Raw genomic sequence first — 17,460 nt, forward strand, 5'->3', positions numbered from 1 at the left:
TCTTGCTCACTCTCTCCTTCTCGCCGCTCGTCCCGGATCTCGCCCTCTACGCGCTCGCGGCGCTGGCGGCCGTCTTCGCCCTGCTCGCTGTCATCGCGCGCGGGCTGCCGGCGACCCTGCGCGCGCTCGCTCTCGTCCTCCTCGTCGTGGCGCTCGCCAATCCGGCCCTCGTCGAGGAGGAGCGCGAGCCGGTGCCGGACGTCGTCGCCGTCGTCGTCGACCGCTCGGGCTCGAATCGCCTCGGCGAGCGACCGGAGATGACCGACCGCGCGCTCGCCGAGCTCGAGCGGCGCCTCGGCGCGCTCGCCAATGTCGAGCCGCGCTTCATCGAGGTCCCCGACAGCGAGGGCGACGAGGGCACCCAGGCCTTCCAGGCGCTCGCGGGCGGTCTCGCCGACGTGCCGCCGGACCGCATCGCCGGCGTGATCATGCTCACCGACGGCATCGTCCACGACGTGCCCGACAGCGCCGCCCGGCTCGGCTTCCGCGCGCCGGTGCACGGGCTCCTCACCGGTCGCACGACGGAGAGCGACCGGCAGATCCGCCTCGTGCGCGCGCCGCGCTTCGGCATCGTCGGGCGCGAGCAGGTGATCGAGGCGGTGGTCGAGGAGCGCAACGGCACCGGCGCCGCCCCCGTCACCATCCGTCGGGACGGCGAGATCGTCGCCCGCCGCACCGTGCCCGTCGACCGGCCCTTCACGGTTCCGGTGATCATCGACCGCGGCGGGGCGAACGTCGTCGAGCTCGAGGTCGATCCGCTCCCCGAGGAGCTGACGATGGCCAACAACCGCGCCGTCGTCACGATCGAGGGCATCCGCGAGAACCTGCGCGTCCTCCTGGTCTCCGGCGAGCCGCATGCGGGCGAGCGCACCTGGCGCAACCTCCTGCGCTCGGACGCCAACGTCGATCTCGTCCACTTCACCATCCTGCGCCCGCCCGAGAAGCAGGACGGCACGCCGATCGACGAGCTCTCGCTGATCGCCTTCCCCACGCGGGAGCTGTTCCAGGACAAGATCGGCGAGTTCGACCTGATCATCTTCGACCGCTACGCCAACACGTCGATCCTGCCGTCGATCTATTTCGACAACGTGGTGCGCTACGTGCGCGAGGGCGGCGCGGTCCTGTTCGCGGCCGGGCCCGAATTCGCGACCCCCGCCTCGCTCGCCCGCACCCGCCTCTCGCCGATCATACCGGGCTTTCCCACGGGCGAGATCTTCGAGGAGCCCTACCGCGCCGCGCTCACGCCGGACGGCGAGCGCCATCCCGTCACCCGCGGGCTCGAGGGCTCGCAGACGACGCCGCCGGCCTGGGGCCAATGGCTGCGCATCCTCGACGCCGACGTCCAGGCGGGCACGACCGTGATGTCGGGCGCGCGCGAGCGGCCGCTCCTCGTGCTCGAGCGCTACGAGGAGGGCCGCGTCGCGCTCCTCCTGTCGGACCATGCCTGGCTGTGGGCGCGCGGCTTTCAGGAGGGCGGCCCGCATCTCGATCTCCTGCGCCGCACGGCCCATTGGCTGATGCGCGAGCCCGCCCTCGAGGAGGAGGCCTTGCGCGCGACCGCGAACGGGCGCGTGATCACGATCGAGCGCCAGACCATGGCCGACGAGACGCGCCCCGCGAGCCTCACGAGCCCGTCCGGCGAGGTGACGAGCGTGCCGCTCGAGCCCTTCGAGCCGGGCCTCTTCACCGCCCGCGTCACGGGGACCGAGCTCGGGCTCCACGAGGTGCGCGTCGGCGATCTCGTCGCGTTCGTCTCGGTCGGGCCCGCCAATCCGCGCGAGATGCAGGACGTGTTCTCGACGGCGGAGACGCTGCGCCCGCTCGCCGAGGAGACCGGCGGCTCGGTGCGCCGCCTCGCCGAGGGCGACGGCCAGCCGGTCGTGCCGCGCATCCAGATCGTGCGCGGCGAAGGCCGGGCGAGCGGCGCGGACTGGATCGGCCTGCGCCCGAGCGGCTCGGCGATCGTGCGCGGCGTCTCGGTGACGCCGATCGCGCTCGGCTTCCTCGGCCTCGCGCTCCTGCTGGGCGCGCTCCTCGCGGGTTGGCTCGCCGAGAGCGCGCGACGCCGCCCGACCGCTTGACGGGACGCGGTCATCAAGTCGGTCGCGCCGACAAGGTGAGTGCTCCACCGGTGTCATCCCCGGCCGGAGGTCGCTTGCGACCGGAGGGGAAGGGGACCCAGCACGAAAATTGCTTGCGAAGCAAGCACTTGCGGCGGCGACCAGCCGCCTGGTCGGCGGCATGAGAGTGTGCTCCGCACACGTCTTGGTGCTGGGTCCCCTTCCCCTGCGCACGCTACGCGTGCTCCGGCCGGGGATGACACCTCTGGGAAGATTTCACACGCGAGTCGGAGCCTCTCGGACCCGCGCGCCCGCGCGGGACTTTTCCGCTTGCATCTGCCGCGCGCATGACATAAAGATATCTTTATATCTGCCTTTCCGCCGAGAGGCGCGTCAACCGGGATGGAGCCGTGACCAGGACGGACGAAGCGATCGGGCTCGCGCAGGCCCTCGCGGCCTTGAGGGCGGCGGGGGAGGAAACGCGTCTGCGCGTCCTCGCTTTGCTCGCGCGCGGCGAATTGTCGGTCTCCGACCTCACCGACATCCTCGGCCAGTCCCAGCCGCGCATCTCCCGGCACCTCAAGCTCCTCGTCGAAGCCGGGCTCGTCGAGCGCCATCGCGAGGGCGCCTACGCCTTCTTCCGCCTCGCCGACCGCGACCGCGGCGCCGCGATCCTGCGCGCGCTCGTCGAGGCGATCGAGCCGGCCGATCCGACGCTCGCGGGCGATCGCGCGCGGCTCGAGCGGGTGCGCGCCCAGCGCGCCGAGGCGGCGCAGGCCTATTTCGCGCGGCTCGCGCCGGATTGGGACCGCGTGCGCGCCCTGCACGCCCCCGAGAAGGAGGTCGTCGCCGCCATCCTCGAGGCGATCGGCGATCGGCCGATCCGCGCGCTCGCCGATCTCGGCACCGGGACGGGGCGCATGCTCGCGCTCCTCGCCCCGCGCGCCGCCCGCGCCGTCGGGCTCGACCAGAGCCACGCGATGCTCTCGGTCGCCCGCGCCAATCTCGAGGCCTCGGGCGTGCGCGGCTTCGAGTTGCGCCAGGGCGACATCCACGCGCCCCCGGTCGAGCCGAACGCCTTCGACCTCGTGATCGTCCACCAGGTCCTGCATTATCTCGACGATCCGGCGCGCGCCCTGCGCGAGGCCGCGCGGCTTGTCGCGCCGGGCGGGCGGCTTCTCGTCGTCGATTTCGCGCCCCACGAGTTGGAATTCCTGCGCGAGGCCCACGCCCATCGCCGCCTCGGCTTCTCGCGCGATCAGGTCGCGGGCTGGCTCGAACAGGCCGGCGTGCCGTGTGCCGATTACCGCGAGGTCGCCGCGCCCGCCGGCGCGCGCGACGCGCTCACCGTCTCGCTCTGGCTCGGCCAGGACGAGCGCACGATCACCGATTGGCCCTTGCGGCCGCATGGACAGAACCGAGAGGTCGCCTGATGTCGTCCGAACGCCGCGCCTCGCGCTCGCGCGCGAACCCGTTGCGGGTCTCCTTCGAGTTCTTCCCGCCGAAGACGCCCGAGATGGAGGCGACGCTCTGGCGGTCGATCGAGCGGCTCGCCCCCCTCTCGCCGGACTTCGTCTCGGTGACCTACGGCGCCGGCGGCTCGACGCGCGAGCGCACCCACGCCACCCTCGCGCGCATCCTCGCCGAGACGACGCTTCGCCCCGCCGCCCATCTCACCTGCGTCGCCGCGACGCGCGAGGAGGTCGATGCGGTCGTGCGCGGCTATCGCGAGATCGGGGTGCGCCACATCGTGGCCTTGCGCGGCGATCCGGTCGCGGGGCCCGGCACCCCCTACGAGGCGCATCCCGGCGGCTACGCCCAGGCCTGCGATCTCGTGGCGGGCATCCGCGAGATCGGCGATTTCGAGATCTCGGTCTCCGCCTATCCCGAGAAGCACCCCGAGGCCGCCTCGTTCGAGGCCGATATCGACGCGCTCGCCAAGAAGGTCGATGCCGGCGCCACGCGGGCGATCACGCAATTCTTCTTCGACAACGATCTCTACTTCGCCTATCTCGACCGCGTCCGCGCGCGCGGGATCGACATCCCGATCGTGCCGGGCATCCTGCCCGTCCAGAACTTCAAGACCGCCGCGGGCTTCGCCGCCCGCACCGGCGCGAGCGTGCCCGCCTGGCTGGCCGAGCGTTTCGAGGGGCTCGACGACGATCCCGAGACGCGCCGTCTCGTCGCCGCCGCGGTCGCCGCCGAGCAGGTCTTCGACCTCCTGGACAAGGGGGTGGAGGAGTTCCACTTCTACACGATGAACCGCGCCGACCTCGTCTACGCGATCTGCCATCTCTTGGGCATGCGCCCGACGCTCGACCGCGCCGCCGCCTGACCCGCCACCTTCGGAAGCATCCAGCCCCATGTCCGACATCCGCCCCGCCGATGGCGCCGAGGTTCTCTCCGCGCTCACGAACGCCGCCCGCGAGCGCATCCTCGTGCTCGACGGCGCGATGGGGACCGAGATCCAGAACCGGAAATTCTCCGAAGACGATTTCCGGGGCACCCGCTTCCACAACCACCCGCACGATCAGAAGGGCAACAACGACCTCCTGATCCTCACCCAGCCCGACGCGGTGCGCGAGATCCATCTCGAGTATTTCCGCGCGGGCTCGGACATCGTCGAGACGAACACCTTCTCGGGCACCACCATCGCCCAGGCCGATTACGGCATGGAGGCGATCGTCTACGAGCTCAACCGGGAGGGCGCGCGCCTCGCCCGCGAGGCGGCTCTGATCGCGCAACGAGAGGACGGACGGCGCCGCTTCGTCGCGGGCGCCATCGGCCCGACGAACCGCACGCTCTCGATCTCGCCCGACGTCAACAATCCGGGCTATCGCGCCGTCACCTTCGACGAGGTGCGCGAGGCCTATGCCGAGCAGGTGCGCGGCCTCGTCGACGGCGGGGCGGAGATCATCCTGATCGAGACGATCTTCGACACGTTGAACGCCAAGGCGGCGATCGTCGCCGCGCGCCGCGTCTTCCGCGAGCGCGGCGTCACGCTGCCGATCATGATCTCGGGCACGATCACCGATCTGTCCGGGCGCACGCTCTCCGGCCAGACGCCGGAGGCGTTCTGGAACGCCGTGCGCCATGCCGAGCCCTTCTCGATCGGCCTCAATTGCGCGCTCGGGGCGAAGGAGATGCGCGGCCACATCGCCGAGCTCTCCCGCATCGCCGACACCTTCGTCTGCGCCTATCCCAATGCGGGGCTGCCGAACGAATTCGGCCTCTACGACGAGCGACCGGAGGCGACTGCCGGCATGCTCGCCGAATTCGCCGATTCCGGCCTCGTCAACCTCGTCGGCGGCTGCTGCGGCACGACGCCGGCCCATATCCGCGCGATCGCGCAGGCCGTGGCCGGCAAGAAGCCGCGTACGCCCGCCGCGCCGCCGCGCCTGATGCGCCTGTCGGGCCTCGAGCCCTTCACGCTGACCCCCGACATCCCCTTCGTGAACGTGGGCGAGCGCACGAACGTCACGGGTTCGGCCAAGTTCCGCAAGCTGATCACCAACGGCGATTACGCCGCCGCGCTCGACGTCGCGCGCGAGCAGGTCGCGGCGGGCGCGCAGGTGATCGACGTGAACATGGACGAGGGCCTCCTCGATTCGAAGGCGGCCATGGTCGAGTTCCTCAATCTGGTGGCCGCCGAGCCCGACATCGCGCGCGTGCCGGTGATGGTGGATTCGTCCAAGTTCGAGGTCATCGAGGCGGGCCTCAAGTGCCTGCAGGGCAAGGCGATCGTCAATTCGATCTCGATGAAGGAGGGCGAGGAGGCCTTCCGTGAGCAGGCGCGGATCTGCCGCGATTACGGCGCGGCCGTCGTCGTGATGGCCTTCGACGAAGAGGGCCAGGCCGACACCGCCGCGCGCAAGATCGAGATCTGCACGCGCGCCTACAAGATCCTCGTCGACGAGGTCGGCTTCCCGCCCGAAGACATCGTCTTCGATCCGAACGTCTTCGCGGTCGCGACCGGCATCGAGGAGCACGACAATTACGGCGTCGACTTCATCGAGGCGACGCGCGCGATCCGCACGAGCCTGCCGCACGCCCACGTCTCGGGCGGCGTCTCGAACCTGTCGTTCTCCTTCCGCGGCAACGAGCCGGTGCGCGAGGCGATGCACACGGTGTTCCTCTACCACGCCATTCAGGCGGGGATGGACATGGGCATCGTCAATGCCGGCCAGCTCGGCGTCTACGATCTCCTCGATCCCGAATTGCGCGAGCTGTGCGAGGATGTCGTCCTCAACCGCCGGCCCGACGCGACCGAGCGCCTGCTCGACGCCGCGCCCCGCTTCAAGGGCGAGGGCGGCGGGGCGGCGAAGGTCGCCGATCTCGAATGGCGCTCCTGGCCGGTCGAGAAGCGGCTCGAACATGCGCTCGTCAACGGCATCACCGAATTCGTCGAGACGGACGTCGAGGAGGCCCGGCAGGCGGCCGAGCGCCCGCTCCACGTGATCGAGGGCCCGCTGATGGCGGGCATGAACGTCGTCGGCGACCTGTTCGGCGCGGGCAAGATGTTCCTGCCTCAGGTCGTGAAGTCGGCGCGCGTGATGAAGCAGGCGGTCGCCTATCTCACGCCCTTCATGGACAAGGAGAAGGAGGAATCGGGCCTCACCGAGAAGCCCGCCGCCGGCCGCATCCTGATGGCGACGGTGAAGGGCGACGTGCACGACATCGGCAAGAACATCGTCGGCGTGGTGCTCGCCTGCAACAATTACGAGGTGATCGATCTCGGCGTGATGGTGCCGGCCGCGAAGATCCTCGACACCGCGCGCGAGAAAAAGGTCGACATCATCGGATTGTCGGGCCTCATCACGCCATCGCTCGACGAGATGGTGCATGTCGCGGCGGAGATGGAGCGCGAGGGCTTCGACATCCCGCTGCTCATCGGCGGGGCGACGACGTCGCGCGTGCACACGGCGGTGAAGATCCACCCGTCCTACAAAAAGGGCCAGACCGTCTACGTCACCGATGCGAGCCGCGCGGTGGGCGTCGTCTCGAGCCTGCTCTCGGAGGAGCAGCGCGGGCCTTACGTCGACAACGTGCGCGCGGAATACGCCAAGGTCGCGGCCGCGCATGCCCGCGCGGAAGCCGACAAGCAGCGCCTGCCGATCGAGAGAGCGCGCGAGAACAAGCTCTCCGTCGATTGGAGCGCCTATTCCCCGACGAAGCCGAGCTTTGCCGGCGCGCGCGTGTTCCGCACCTACGACGTCGCCGATCTCGTCGGCATCATCGATTGGACGCCCTTCTTCCAGACCTGGGAGCTCAAGGGCCGCTTCCCCGCGATCCTCGAGGACGAGAAGCAGGGCGAGGCCGCGCGCGCGCTCTACGAGGACGCCCGCGCGATGCTCGATCGCATCGTCGCCGAGCGCTGGTTCAACCCGAAGGCGGTGATCGGCTTCTGGCCGGCGAACAGCGTCGGCGACGACATCGCGCTCTTCACCGGCGAAAGCCGGACCGAGCGGCTCGCGACCTTCCACGGCCTGCGCCAGCAGCTCTCGAAGCGCGACGGGCGGCCCAATCTGTGCCTCTCCGACTTCGTCGCGCCGCTGGAGACCGGCATCCCCGATTACGTCGGCGGCTTCGTCGTCACCGCGGGCCTCGAGGAGAACCGCATCGCCGAGCGCTTCGAGCGCGACAACGACGATTACCGCTCGATCATGGTCAAGGCGCTCGCCGACCGCGTCGCCGAGGCGATGGCCGAGCGCATGCACCAGCTCGTGCGCACCAAGTATTGGGGCTACGCGCCGGACGAGGCGCTCTCGAACGAGGCGCTGATCCGCGAGGAATACCAGGGCATCCGCCCCGCCCCCGGCTACCCGGCCCAGCCCGATCACACCGAGAAGGAGACGCTCTTCGCGCTTCTCGGCGCGCAGAAGGCGATCGGCGTCACGCTCACCGAGAGCTACGCCATGTGGCCGGGCTCGTCGGTCTCGGGGCTCTATCTCGCCCATCCGGACGCGCATTATTTCGGGGTCGCCAAGGTCGAGCGCGACCAGGTCGAGGATTACGCCGCGCGCAAGGGCATGGACGTGCGCGAGGTCGAGCGCTGGCTCGCCCCGATCCTCAATTACGACCCGGCCGGCTACGTCGCAGCCGCGGCGGAGTGAGGTGGATCGAGGGCTGTCATCCCGGGCCGCGAAGCGGACCCGGGACCCATACCCACGAGGATGGTCCGAGCGCGCATGCCGCGCTCGCTTCGCTACGGAAGAGCGTCGGTGAAACGCAGCCTGCAGGCCGCGACTGACACGTGGCGGTTATGGGTCCCGGATCGCCTTCGGCGTCCGGGATGACAGCGTTCCGACCGTCCATGAGCTCAGCTACCGCTCCCGCTCCTCCAGCGCGCGGCGCAGGATGGCGACGTTGCGGATGTTCGCCTTGTAGGAGGCGTCGAGGAAGGGGCCGAGCACGGGGACGGCACCGAGGACGAAATCGAAGCCGAGATTGGCGATCATCCGGGCGAGCGCCGATCGCGGGGCGCCGAGCCGAAACGCCTCGAAGACGACGTAGAACGACACCAGCGTGCCGAAGGCCGAGCCGACGAACGGCACCGCGCTCATGATCGGATCCATCCCGAAGGTGAGACGGGTGAAGGGGATGCGGAAGGCGCTGTCCAGGAGAAGCGCGAGCCGATCGAGCCGCTGACGCGCCCGCAAGGCGGCCTCCCGGTCCCCACGCGCGAACAAGATGCCCATCGACGCGCCTCGCCCGCTCAGATGAAGCCGGCGAGCGACAGGATCAGCGCGACGATCACGATCGTTCCGACGATGTAGATGATGCCCCGCATGACGATGGCCTCCGGCGACGTGGTCGCCGGAGAACAGCCGTGCGGGCGGAGCGTTCCCTCCCGCCTCAGCGCCCGCTGCGCAATTGCGTGAAGAAGCGCACCTGCTCGGCCGGCTCCTCGCGGTAGAGGCCGGTGAACACGGTGGTGACGGTCGACGCGCCGGACTTGAGCACCCCGCGCATCGCCATGCACATGTGCTCGGCCTCGATCATCACGGCGACGCCGCGCGGCAGGAGCGCCTCCTCAATGGCGTCGGCGATCTGCTGCGTCATCGTCTCCTGCGTCTGCAGCCGCCGGGCGAAGACGTCGACGACGCGGGCGAGCTTCGAGAGCCCCACCACGCCCTTCGACGGGAAATAGGCGATGTGCGCGTGCCCGAAGAAGGGCACCATGTGGTGCTCGCAATGCGAGTGGAACGGGATGTCGCGCACGAGCACCATGTCGCCGTAGCCCTCGACGTCCTCGAAGACGCGGGCGAGCGCCTCCTCCGGCGTCTGGCGATAGCCGGCGAACAGCTCGGCATAGGCGCGCGCGACGCGGGCGGGGGTCTCGACGAGTCCCTCGCGGTCCGGATCGTCGCCGGCATAGGCGATGAGCGTGCGCACCGCCGCCTCCGCTTCCTCGCGGCTCGGGCGAACCGGCCGGTTCTCGCCGGAATCGGGCGCGCGCTCGCGCGCGGACAAGGTCTTAACCACGGCATCCATGAGTGGGGCCTCCCGCTGATGACAGCCTCGCTTACGAAGCGTGGCGTCGTGCGGATCGCCCGTCGCGGCGCTTGGCCGCAGCGCACTTCCCCCGTGCCGTTCCGGCGCTATCCACGCGGCGATCGGCGCCCTATATTGGGGATCGGCCGCAGGAGAACGGGCGCGACATGCTCGACGACGTCTACAACAAGCGGATCCTCGCGCTCGCCGCCGACATCCCGCGGCTCGGGCGCCTCGCGTCCCCGCAGGGCAGCGCCACCGCGCGCTCGAAGCTGTGCGGGTCGACCGTCACCGTCGATCTCGCCGTCGAGGACGGGCGCGTCGTCGATTTCGCGCACGAGGTGAAGGCCTGCGCGCTCGGCCAGGCGGCCTCCTCGATCATGGCGCGCAACGTCGTCGGGCGCACCCCGGCCGAGCTGCGGGCGGCGCGCGAGGCGATGCACCGGATGCTGAAGGAGAACGGGCCGCCGCCCGAGGGCGCCTTCGCCGAATGCGCGGTGCTCGAGCCGGTGCGCGCCTTCAAGGCCCGTCACGCCTCGACGCTCCTCACCTTCGACGCCGTCTGCACCGCGCTCGACCGGATCGAGGGCAGCGAGGGCGCCCGCGTGGCGTGAGCCGGCCGATCGTCCTCGGGTCGCGCCCTCAGGCCGGGGGCGCGATGCGCACGAGCTGCTTGCCGAAATTCGAGCCGTCGAGAAGGCGCAGGAACGCGTCCGGCATCCGCTCGATGCCGTCGAGAACGTCCTCGCGGAAACGCAGACGCCCCTCCCGGCCCCAGGCGGCGAGCCGCGCGAGCGCCTCCTCGCGGCGATGGTACCAGTCGAACACGAGGAAGCCGTGGACGCTCGCGCGGCTGACGATCAGCGAGCCGAGAAGCCGCTCGCCCATCTCCGGCTCGCCGAACCGCGCGGCCTGCGCGATCCGCCCGCAGATCACGACGCGCGCGCCGATCGCGAGGCTCTTCATCGCCGCGTCCTGGATCGGGCCGCCGGTATTGTCGAAGAAGACGTCGACCCCGTTCGGGCAGGCCTCCCGCACCGCGGCGAGGAGATCGCCCGACGCCTTGTAGTCGATCGTCGCGTCGCAGCCGATCTCCCGGCACCAGGCGAGCTTGCGCTGCGAGCCCGCGACCGCGACGGCGCGCGCGCCGGCGATCTTCGCGAGCTGCCCGACGATCTGACCCACGGCCCCCGAGGCGGCCGAGACGAGCACCGTGTCCCCGGCCCGCACGCGGGCCGTCTCCAGGAGCCCGAAATAGGCGGTCATCCCCGGCATGCCGAGCCAGGAGAGCGCGCTTTCGATCGGCGCGAGGCCGGGGTCGATCCGGTGCGTGCCGCCGGGGCCGGTGCGGTCCGGCGAGAGCACCGCGTATTCCTGCCAGCCGAAGGCCATGCTCTCGGCGATGTCGCCGGGCCGCCAATCGGGATGCTCGGAGGCGACCACCTCGCCCACCCCGCCGCCGTGCATCGTCTCGCCGATCCGCACGGAGGCGGCGTAGTTCGCCCCCTCCGCCATGCGCCCGCGCATATAGGGGTCGACGGAGAGATAGCGCGCCCGTACCAGGATCTGCCGCGGGCCGGGGCGCGGCACCGGCACCTCCTCAAGCCGCCAGGCGGAGGCGTCGGGGATGCCCTTCGGATAGGCGGCGAGGACCCATCGGCGGTTCGCGATCGTGCTCATGGCGCGTGTCCTCCTCGGCGCGTCGTCTCGTGCCACCCTAGCCCCCGCCCCGCCCCGAGGCGAGCCGCGAGGCGCGGCCGTTCTCTTTCCCGTTCGGGAAAGCGATCCCGTAAACCCGTTTCGCTCCGCGCCGGCGACGAGCGCCATCTTGTCCTTCCCCCTTGGGGGAAGGTGGCTCCGGGCGAAGCCCGGAGACGGATGGGGGTCGTCGAGGTGGCACCCTCACATCAAATCCTGCACGACCCCCACCCCCAGCCCCTCCCCCAAGGGGGAGGGGAGACCGTCGAGCTTGTCGAAAACCGTGAGATCTCCAGGGAGCCCGGTCGGAAGAGATGTTTGAATCTCGTAGTCCCGAGGTGGCGCTTTTCGCGAGGGTGGGGAGAGCGGGATCGCTCGCTCCTTGACATCGCCCCCGCCCGCGGCTCGATTGGATTGCAACGACGAACGATGACGGGAGGTGCGCATGGCGGGTGCAGTGGAGATCGTGGCGAGCATCGTCGCGGCGGATCGTCCGGGGCTCGTGAAGCGGCTCGCGGAGGCGATCGCGGGCGAGGAGGGAAACTGGGTCGATTCGTCGATGGCGCGGCTCGGCGGCTCGTTTGCCGGGATCGTGCGCGTCTCGGTGCCCGAGGCCCGCGCGGCCGGGCTCGAGGCGGCCCTGTCGGCGCTGGCGACGGACGGCATCACCGTGCTCACCCGCCGCTCGGAGGGGGCCGCGCCCGTCGGCGCCCGCGCCGCGCTCGACCTGACCTGCGCCGACCGTCCCGGCATCGTGCGCACCATCTCCGAGCGCCTCGCCGCGCGCGGGGTGAGCATCGACGAGCTCGAGACGGAGGTCTTCACCGGCTCGATGTCGGGCGAGGCGCTGTTCAAGGCGAGCGCGCGCATCGTGATCCCGCCCGAGACCGACGCCGCCGAGATCGCCCGCGAGCTCGAGACGATCGGCATGGACATGATGGCGGAGATACGCCTGCGGACGGATTGATCAGGCGAGCAGCTTGCGCACCGCCTGCCGCCAGCCCGCGATCTTGCGGGTGCGCTCCTCCGGCCCCATCGCCGGATCGAAGCGCCGCTCGAGCCGCCAATGGTCGGCGAAATGCGCGGGCTCGGGATAGAAGCCCTCGGCGAGGCCGGCGAGATAGGCGGCGCCGAGCGCCGTCGTCTCCTTCACCTGCGGCCGGTCGACGGGCGCGGCGAGGAGATCGGCGAGGCGCTGCATCGTCCAGTCGGAGGCGACCATGCCGCCGTCGACGCGCAGGACCGTGTCGCCGCCGGCGCGGGTGCCCCAATCGGCGCGCATCGCGTCGAGGAGATCCGCGGTCTGGTAGCAGACGCTCTCGAGCGCCGCGCGGGCGAGCTCGCGCGGGCCGGTATTGCGGGTGAGCCCGAACAGGGCCCCGCGGGCGTCGGGCTCCCAATGCGGGGCGCCGAGCCCGACGAAGGCCGGCACCAGATAGACGTCCTGCGTCGGGTCCGCGCCCTCGGCGAGCTCGCCGGAGCGCGAGGCCGCGTCGATGATGCCGAGCCCGTCGCGCAGCCATTGCACCGCCGCGCCCGCGACGAAGATCGCGCCCTCGAGCGCGTAGGTGGTCTCGCCGCCCAGCCGATAGGCGATCGTCGTCAGGAGCTTGCGCTGCGAGGGGATGGCGGTCTGGCCGGTATTGAGGACGGCGAAGCAGCCCGTGCCGTAGGTCGATTTCACCATGCCCGGCGTGAAGCAGGCCTGGCCGACGGTCGCCGCCTGCTGGTCGCCGGCGACACCGCGGATGGGAATCGCGGCGCCGAAGAATTCGGGGCGGGTCTCGCCGAAATCGGCCGCGCAATCGCGCACGTCGGGCAGGAGCGAGCGCGGCACGCCGAACACTGCGAGGAGATCGTCGTCCCAGGCTTGGGCGTGGATGTCGTAGAGGAGCGTGCGCGCCGCGTTCGTCGCATCCGTCAGGTGAAGCCCGCCGGTGAGCCGCCAGATCAGGTAGCTGTCGACCGTGCCGAAGGCGAGCTCGCCCCGCTCCGCCCGAATGCGGGCGCCGGGCACGTGGTCGAGGATCCAGGCGATCTTGGTCGCGGAGAAATAGGGATCGAGGAGGAGGCCCGTCTTCGCCGTCACGAAGGGCTCGCGCCCGCTCGCCTTGAGGCGCTGGCAGAGGGAGGCCGTGCGGCGGTCCTGCCAGACGATCGCGCGGTGGATCGGCTCCCCCGTGGTGCGGTCCCAGACGAGGGCCGTCTCGCGCTGGTTGGTGATGCCGATCGCCACGACGTCGCGCGGCCCCGCGCTCGCCTGGACCAGAGCCGCGCGGCAGGTGGACAGCGTCGTGCGCCAGAGATCCTCCGGCTCGTGCTCCACCCAGCCCGAGGCGGGGTAGTGCTGGGCGAACTCCTCCTGCGCGATCGCGACGACCTGCAGATGCTTGTCGAACAGAATCGCGCGCGTCGACGTGGTGCCCTGGTCGATGGCGAGGGTGTAGCGTGTCACATGGGCCTCCCTTCGTTTTCTCCCGCCTCGCTCACAGGTACCGCGTCGCGGCGTCGTGGTCGCGCGCCCTTGTCCTTCCCCCTTGGGGGAAGGTGGCCCGGCGCCAGAGGCGACGGGTCGGATGGGGGTCGTGCAGGATGAAGCGATCGAGATCATCCTGCACGACCCCCACCCCCGGCCCCTCCCCCAAGGGGGAGGGGAGACCGTCGAGCGCTTGATCGGCCGAGCCGGCTAGACCAAGAACCCGTGTGAGAAGAACGGCTTCGTCTCCTCCTGCCGTCGCGGGGGCGGGCGCGTCGTCGCGTGCCCGTTCTCGCCCGCAGCGGCGCGTCACGCGCCCATCCGCTCCTCGAGCCGCAGGCGGGCGATGGTCGCGATCTCGGCCATCGCCGTCTCGAATTCCGTCTCGGGATCGTTGCCGAGACGGGCCTTGAACGCCGATAGGATATCCCCCTTCGAGCGCCCGCGCACGGCCAGGATGAAGGGGTGCTCGAACTTCACCCGGTAAGCGTCGTTGAGCGCGAGGAATTCGTCGCGCTCCGCCTCGGTCAGGCTGGTCAGCCCGGCGGACGCCTGCTCGGCCTGGCTGTCGGGCGCCATGTCGGCGAGGCGCAGGCGCCCGGCGAGGTCGGGATGGGCGCGGATCAGAGCGAGCTTCTGCGCCCGCGTCGCGCCCTCGAGAACCCGCATCAGGGCCGCGTGCAGCCCGTCCGCCGACGCCGTCTCCGGCCCGAGCCCGGCTTTGTGCGCGGCCTCCGCGATCCAGGGCGAGGCCTCGAAGACGTCGCCGTAGAGCGCGACGAACAGCGCCCGGCCCATGCGATCGGGCGTCGTGCCCGGCGGCAGGTGGCGGCGCGCCCAATGGCGGGCGATGTCGACGCGTCGCGCGACCCACACGCCCTCGTGCGCGGCGACGTAGTCGAGGAAGCGCGCGAGCGCCGCCGCCCGCCCGGGGCGCCCGACGAGCCGGCAATGCAGGCCCACCGACATCATCTTCGGCGTGCGCTCGCCCTCGGCGTAGAGCACGTCGAACGTGTCCTTCAGATAGGCGAAGAACTGGTCGCCCGCATTGAAGCCCTGCGGCGTCGCAAAGCGCATGTCGTTCGCGTCGAGCGTGTAGGGCACGATGAGGAAGGGCTTGCCGTCGCGCTCCACCCAATAGGGCAGCTCGTCGGCGTAACTATCCGCCGAATAGAGAAATCCGCCTTCCTCGATGGTGAGGTCCAGCGTCTGTTCCGAGGTGCGGCCCTGATACATGCCGAGCGGCCGCTCGCCCGCGACCTCCGTGTGGATACGCACCGCCTCGTTGATGTGGGCGCGCTCCTCGGCGGGGGAGAAATCCTTGTAATCGATCCATTTGAGCCCGTGGCTCGCGATCTCCCAGCCCGCCTCGTTCATGGCGGCGACGGCGTCCGGATGGCGCGCCATCGCGGTCGCGACGCCGTAGACCGTCACCGGCATCGCGCGCTCGTTGAACATCCGCCACAGCCGCCAGAAGCCGGCGCGCGAGCCGTATTCGTAAATCGATTCCATGTTCATGTGGCGCTTGCCCGGCCAGGCGGCCGCGCCCACGATTTCGGAGAGGAAGGCCTCGGAGGCCGGGTCCCCGTGCAGGATGTTGTTCTCGCCGCCCTCTTCGTAATTGATCACGAATTGCACGGCGAGGCGCGCGCCGCCGGGCCAATCGGCGTGAGGGGGCGTGCGGCCGTAGCCGACGAGATCGCGCGGATACCGCGTGTCCATGGGAAGGCGCCTCTCAGCTGCCGCGATAGGTGGAATAGGACCAGGGGCTCACGAGGAGCGGGACGTGATAATGCCCGTCGGGCTCGGAGATCGCGAATCGAATCGGTACCGAATCGAGAAAGGCCGGCTCGGCGAGCGCCGCACCCTGCGCGCGAAAGTAATCCGCGACCGCGAATTCGAGCTCGTAGCGCCCCGTGCGGAAATCCGCGCCCGCCATCAGGGGCGCGTCGGTGCGCCCGTCGGCATTCGTGCGCGTCGCGACGACGAGGGTGCGCGTCCCGTCCGGCTCGAGCCGATGCAGCGCGAGCGCGAGGCCGGCGGCCGGGCGGCCGTTGGCTGTGTCGAGAACGTGGGTGGACAGACGCGGCATCGAAGGCCCCCCTTGCGACGAGGAGCCTTCATGTCCGACGCCGAAGGCGCCGCCGTCAAGCCGCGCGCGCCCTCACACCGCCCGCGGTGCGCTCAAACGGCTCGCGGCGCGCGCCGCGCGAGCCCGTCGAACAGGTCGAGCATGCGCTCGCGCCAGGCGAAGACCGCGTCGCCCTCCTCGAGGATGTCGAAGGTCGAGACCGCGCGGGTCCACATGAAGGCGCCGAACACGGCGTAATCGGCGTAAGCCGGCACCTCGCCGGCGAGGAAGGGCTGGTCGCGCAGCGTGTGCCGCAACGGCAGCAGCGCCTTCCGGGCGGCCTCGACCCGGCCGGCGCGCGCCGCCGCGAGGGCCTCGAGACTCGTGCCGAAGCGCGCCTCGCGGCTCTCGCGGAAATAGGCCTTGTCGCCCTCGTCGAGCATCGCGTGGATGTCGGCGACGTAGAGCGGGGCGAGCGCCGGGTTGAGCACCGTGTCGGCATAGGCCACCACGAGCCGCGCCTCGCCGAGGCCGCCCGCGCGCGGGAACAGAGCCGGCCGGTCCGGATAGGCCTCCTCGAGATGGCGGGCGATCGCGAGGCTGTCGGCGAGCCACACGTCGCCCTCGACGAGGACCGGGACCTTGCTTTGGCCCGACGGCGCGAGCGCGTCGCGTTCCATGAAGCGCCAGGGCCTCGTCTCGACCTCGAGCCCCTTGTGGGCGAGCGCGAGGCGCACGCGCCAGCAATAGGGGCTGAAGCGCACCGCCGGATCGGCACCGGCGAGATCGTAGAGAACGCGCGCGGCCATGGCTCAGCCCTTCAGGCTCGCGGCCGTCTGGCCGAAGAGGACCTTCTTCTCCTCCTCCGACATCGGGCGCGAGGGGCGCACCGCCTCGCCCTTCTCGTAGGCGCGGATCGTCGCCGGGCGCGCCGCGATCGCCTCGAACCACCGCTTCAGGTGCGGGAAGTCGTCGAGGTTCTGGCCCTGCTTCTCCCACGGCACGATCCACGGATAGGCGGCCATGTCGGCGATCGTGTAGGCGTCGCCCGCGACGAAGGCGCGGTCGGCGAGGCGCTTGTTCAGGACGCCGTAGAGGCGGTTCGTCTCGTCGACGTAGCGCTTCATCGCGTAGGGGATCTTCTCGGGCGCGTATTGGACGAAATGGTGGTTCTGGCCCGCCATCGGCCCGAGCCCGCCCATCTGCCAGAACAGCCATTGCAGCGTCTCGACCCGGCCGCGGATGTCGGCGGGGACGAAGCGGCCCGTCTTGTCGGCGAGATAGAGGAGGATCGCGCCCGATTCGAACACCGAGATCGGCGCCCCGCCGTCCGTCGGCGCATGGTCGACGATCGCGGGCATGCGGTTGTTGGGGGCGATCTTCAGGAAATCGGGGGCGAATTGCGCGCCCTTGCCGATGTCGATCGGCCGGATCTCGTAGGGGGTCCCCGTCTCCTCGAGAAACATCGTCACCTTGTGGCCGTTCGGGGTGGGCCAATAGAACAGCTCGATCATGCGCGCTCCTTCCCGGCAGGCCGCGGGCTCGCGCCTGCGGCGTTCGTCGGTCTCGCCGCAAAGTGGAGCGGCGCGCGCGCTCCGGCAAGCGGGAAGCGCGGCGCTTCCCCGATGCCGATCCCGTCACGGCGGCGCGAGCGCCTCGCG

The 17,460-nt window shown here is 70.7% G+C and carries 14 protein-coding genes; 6 read left to right on the forward strand and 8 right to left on the reverse strand.

Annotated elements, in window-relative coordinates:
* Positions 1-2 precede the first annotated feature (2 nt).
* The 4 genes from ACK4UM_RS12755 to metH all read left to right on the forward strand — a co-directional run bounded on the left by ACK4UM_RS12755 (position 3) and on the right by metH (position 8,173).
* Positions 3-2,081 (forward strand): hypothetical protein, encoded by a 2,079-nt coding sequence (locus ACK4UM_RS12755; RefSeq protein ID WP_409799500.1) that lies wholly within the window; start codon positions 3-5, stop codon positions 2,079-2,081.
* A gap of 389 nt (positions 2,082-2,470) precedes the next feature.
* Positions 2,471-3,493 (forward strand): ArsR/SmtB family transcription factor, encoded by a 1,023-nt coding sequence (locus tag ACK4UM_RS12760; RefSeq protein ID WP_409799503.1) that lies wholly within the window; start codon positions 2,471-2,473, stop codon positions 3,491-3,493.
* Positions 3,493-4,395 (forward strand): methylenetetrahydrofolate reductase [NAD(P)H], encoded by a 903-nt coding sequence (metF, locus tag ACK4UM_RS12765; protein WP_409799504.1) that lies wholly within the window; start codon positions 3,493-3,495, stop codon positions 4,393-4,395. Before ACK4UM_RS12760 ends, metF begins: the two co-directional genes overlap by 1 nt.
* Before the next feature lie 28 nt (positions 4,396-4,423).
* Positions 4,424-8,173, forward strand: a complete 3,750-nt coding sequence (metH, locus tag ACK4UM_RS12770; RefSeq protein WP_409799507.1) for a methionine synthase — start codon at positions 4,424-4,426, stop codon at positions 8,171-8,173.
* Positions 8,174-8,383: 210 nt separating this feature from the next.
* Here metH and ACK4UM_RS12775 read toward each other — a convergent pair whose 3' ends face one another.
* On the reverse strand, positions 8,384-8,758 hold the full coding sequence (locus ACK4UM_RS12775) for a DUF4112 domain-containing protein (protein WP_409799509.1): 375 nt from the start codon (positions 8,756-8,758) through the stop codon (positions 8,384-8,386).
* A gap of 157 nt (positions 8,759-8,915) precedes the next feature.
* On the reverse strand, positions 8,916-9,554 hold the full coding sequence (folE, locus tag ACK4UM_RS12780; protein WP_409799512.1) for a GTP cyclohydrolase I FolE: 639 nt from the start codon (positions 9,552-9,554) through the stop codon (positions 8,916-8,918).
* A 167-nt stretch (positions 9,555-9,721) separates the two neighbouring features.
* Between folE and ACK4UM_RS12785 the strand changes: the two genes are divergently transcribed.
* Positions 9,722-10,168, forward strand: coding sequence for an iron-sulfur cluster assembly scaffold protein (locus tag ACK4UM_RS12785; RefSeq protein WP_409799514.1), 447 nt, complete (start codon positions 9,722-9,724; stop codon positions 10,166-10,168).
* Positions 10,169-10,196: 28 nt separating this feature from the next.
* Here ACK4UM_RS12785 and ACK4UM_RS12790 read toward each other — a convergent pair whose 3' ends face one another.
* Positions 10,197-11,234 (reverse strand): NADP-dependent oxidoreductase, encoded by a 1,038-nt coding sequence (locus tag ACK4UM_RS12790; RefSeq protein WP_409799517.1) that lies wholly within the window; start codon positions 11,232-11,234, stop codon positions 10,197-10,199.
* 463 nt (positions 11,235-11,697) lie between these two features.
* On the opposite strand from ACK4UM_RS12790, the gene ACK4UM_RS12795 reads away from it, so the two are divergent.
* The gene (locus tag ACK4UM_RS12795) at positions 11,698-12,219 is read left to right on the forward strand and encodes a glycine cleavage system protein R (RefSeq protein WP_409799520.1); all 522 of its coding nucleotides are present in this window, start codon (positions 11,698-11,700) and stop codon (positions 12,217-12,219) included.
* Here ACK4UM_RS12795 and glpK read toward each other — a convergent pair whose 3' ends face one another.
* From glpK to ACK4UM_RS12820, 5 genes are all read right to left on the reverse strand, one after another.
* Positions 12,220-13,707: a glycerol kinase GlpK gene (glpK, locus tag ACK4UM_RS12800; protein WP_409799522.1), complete on the reverse strand. Its 1,488-nt coding sequence runs from the start codon at positions 13,705-13,707 to the stop codon at positions 12,220-12,222.
* A gap of 330 nt (positions 13,708-14,037) precedes the next feature.
* On the reverse strand, positions 14,038-15,450 hold the full coding sequence (puuE, locus tag ACK4UM_RS12805; RefSeq protein ID WP_409799525.1) for an allantoinase PuuE: 1,413 nt from the start codon (positions 15,448-15,450) through the stop codon (positions 14,038-14,040).
* Positions 15,451-15,463: 13 nt separating this feature from the next.
* Positions 15,464-15,820 carry a hydroxyisourate hydrolase gene (gene uraH, locus ACK4UM_RS12810; protein ID WP_409799528.1) on the reverse strand — a complete coding sequence of 119 codons (357 nt, stop codon included), beginning with the start codon at positions 15,818-15,820 and terminating at the stop codon, positions 15,464-15,466.
* A 92-nt stretch (positions 15,821-15,912) separates the two neighbouring features.
* Complete coding sequence (locus ACK4UM_RS12815) at positions 15,913-16,608, reverse strand: glutathione S-transferase family protein (protein ID WP_409799531.1); 696 nt, start codon at positions 16,606-16,608, stop codon at positions 15,913-15,915.
* Positions 16,609-16,611: 3 nt separating this feature from the next.
* Positions 16,612-17,313 (reverse strand): glutathione binding-like protein, encoded by a 702-nt coding sequence (locus ACK4UM_RS12820; RefSeq protein WP_409799534.1) that lies wholly within the window; start codon positions 17,311-17,313, stop codon positions 16,612-16,614.
* Positions 17,314-17,460 lie beyond the last annotated feature (147 nt).

The sequence above is a fragment of the Salinarimonas sp. genome, assembly GCF_046292825.1.
GTDB lineage: Bacteria > Pseudomonadota > Alphaproteobacteria > Rhizobiales > Beijerinckiaceae > Salinarimonas.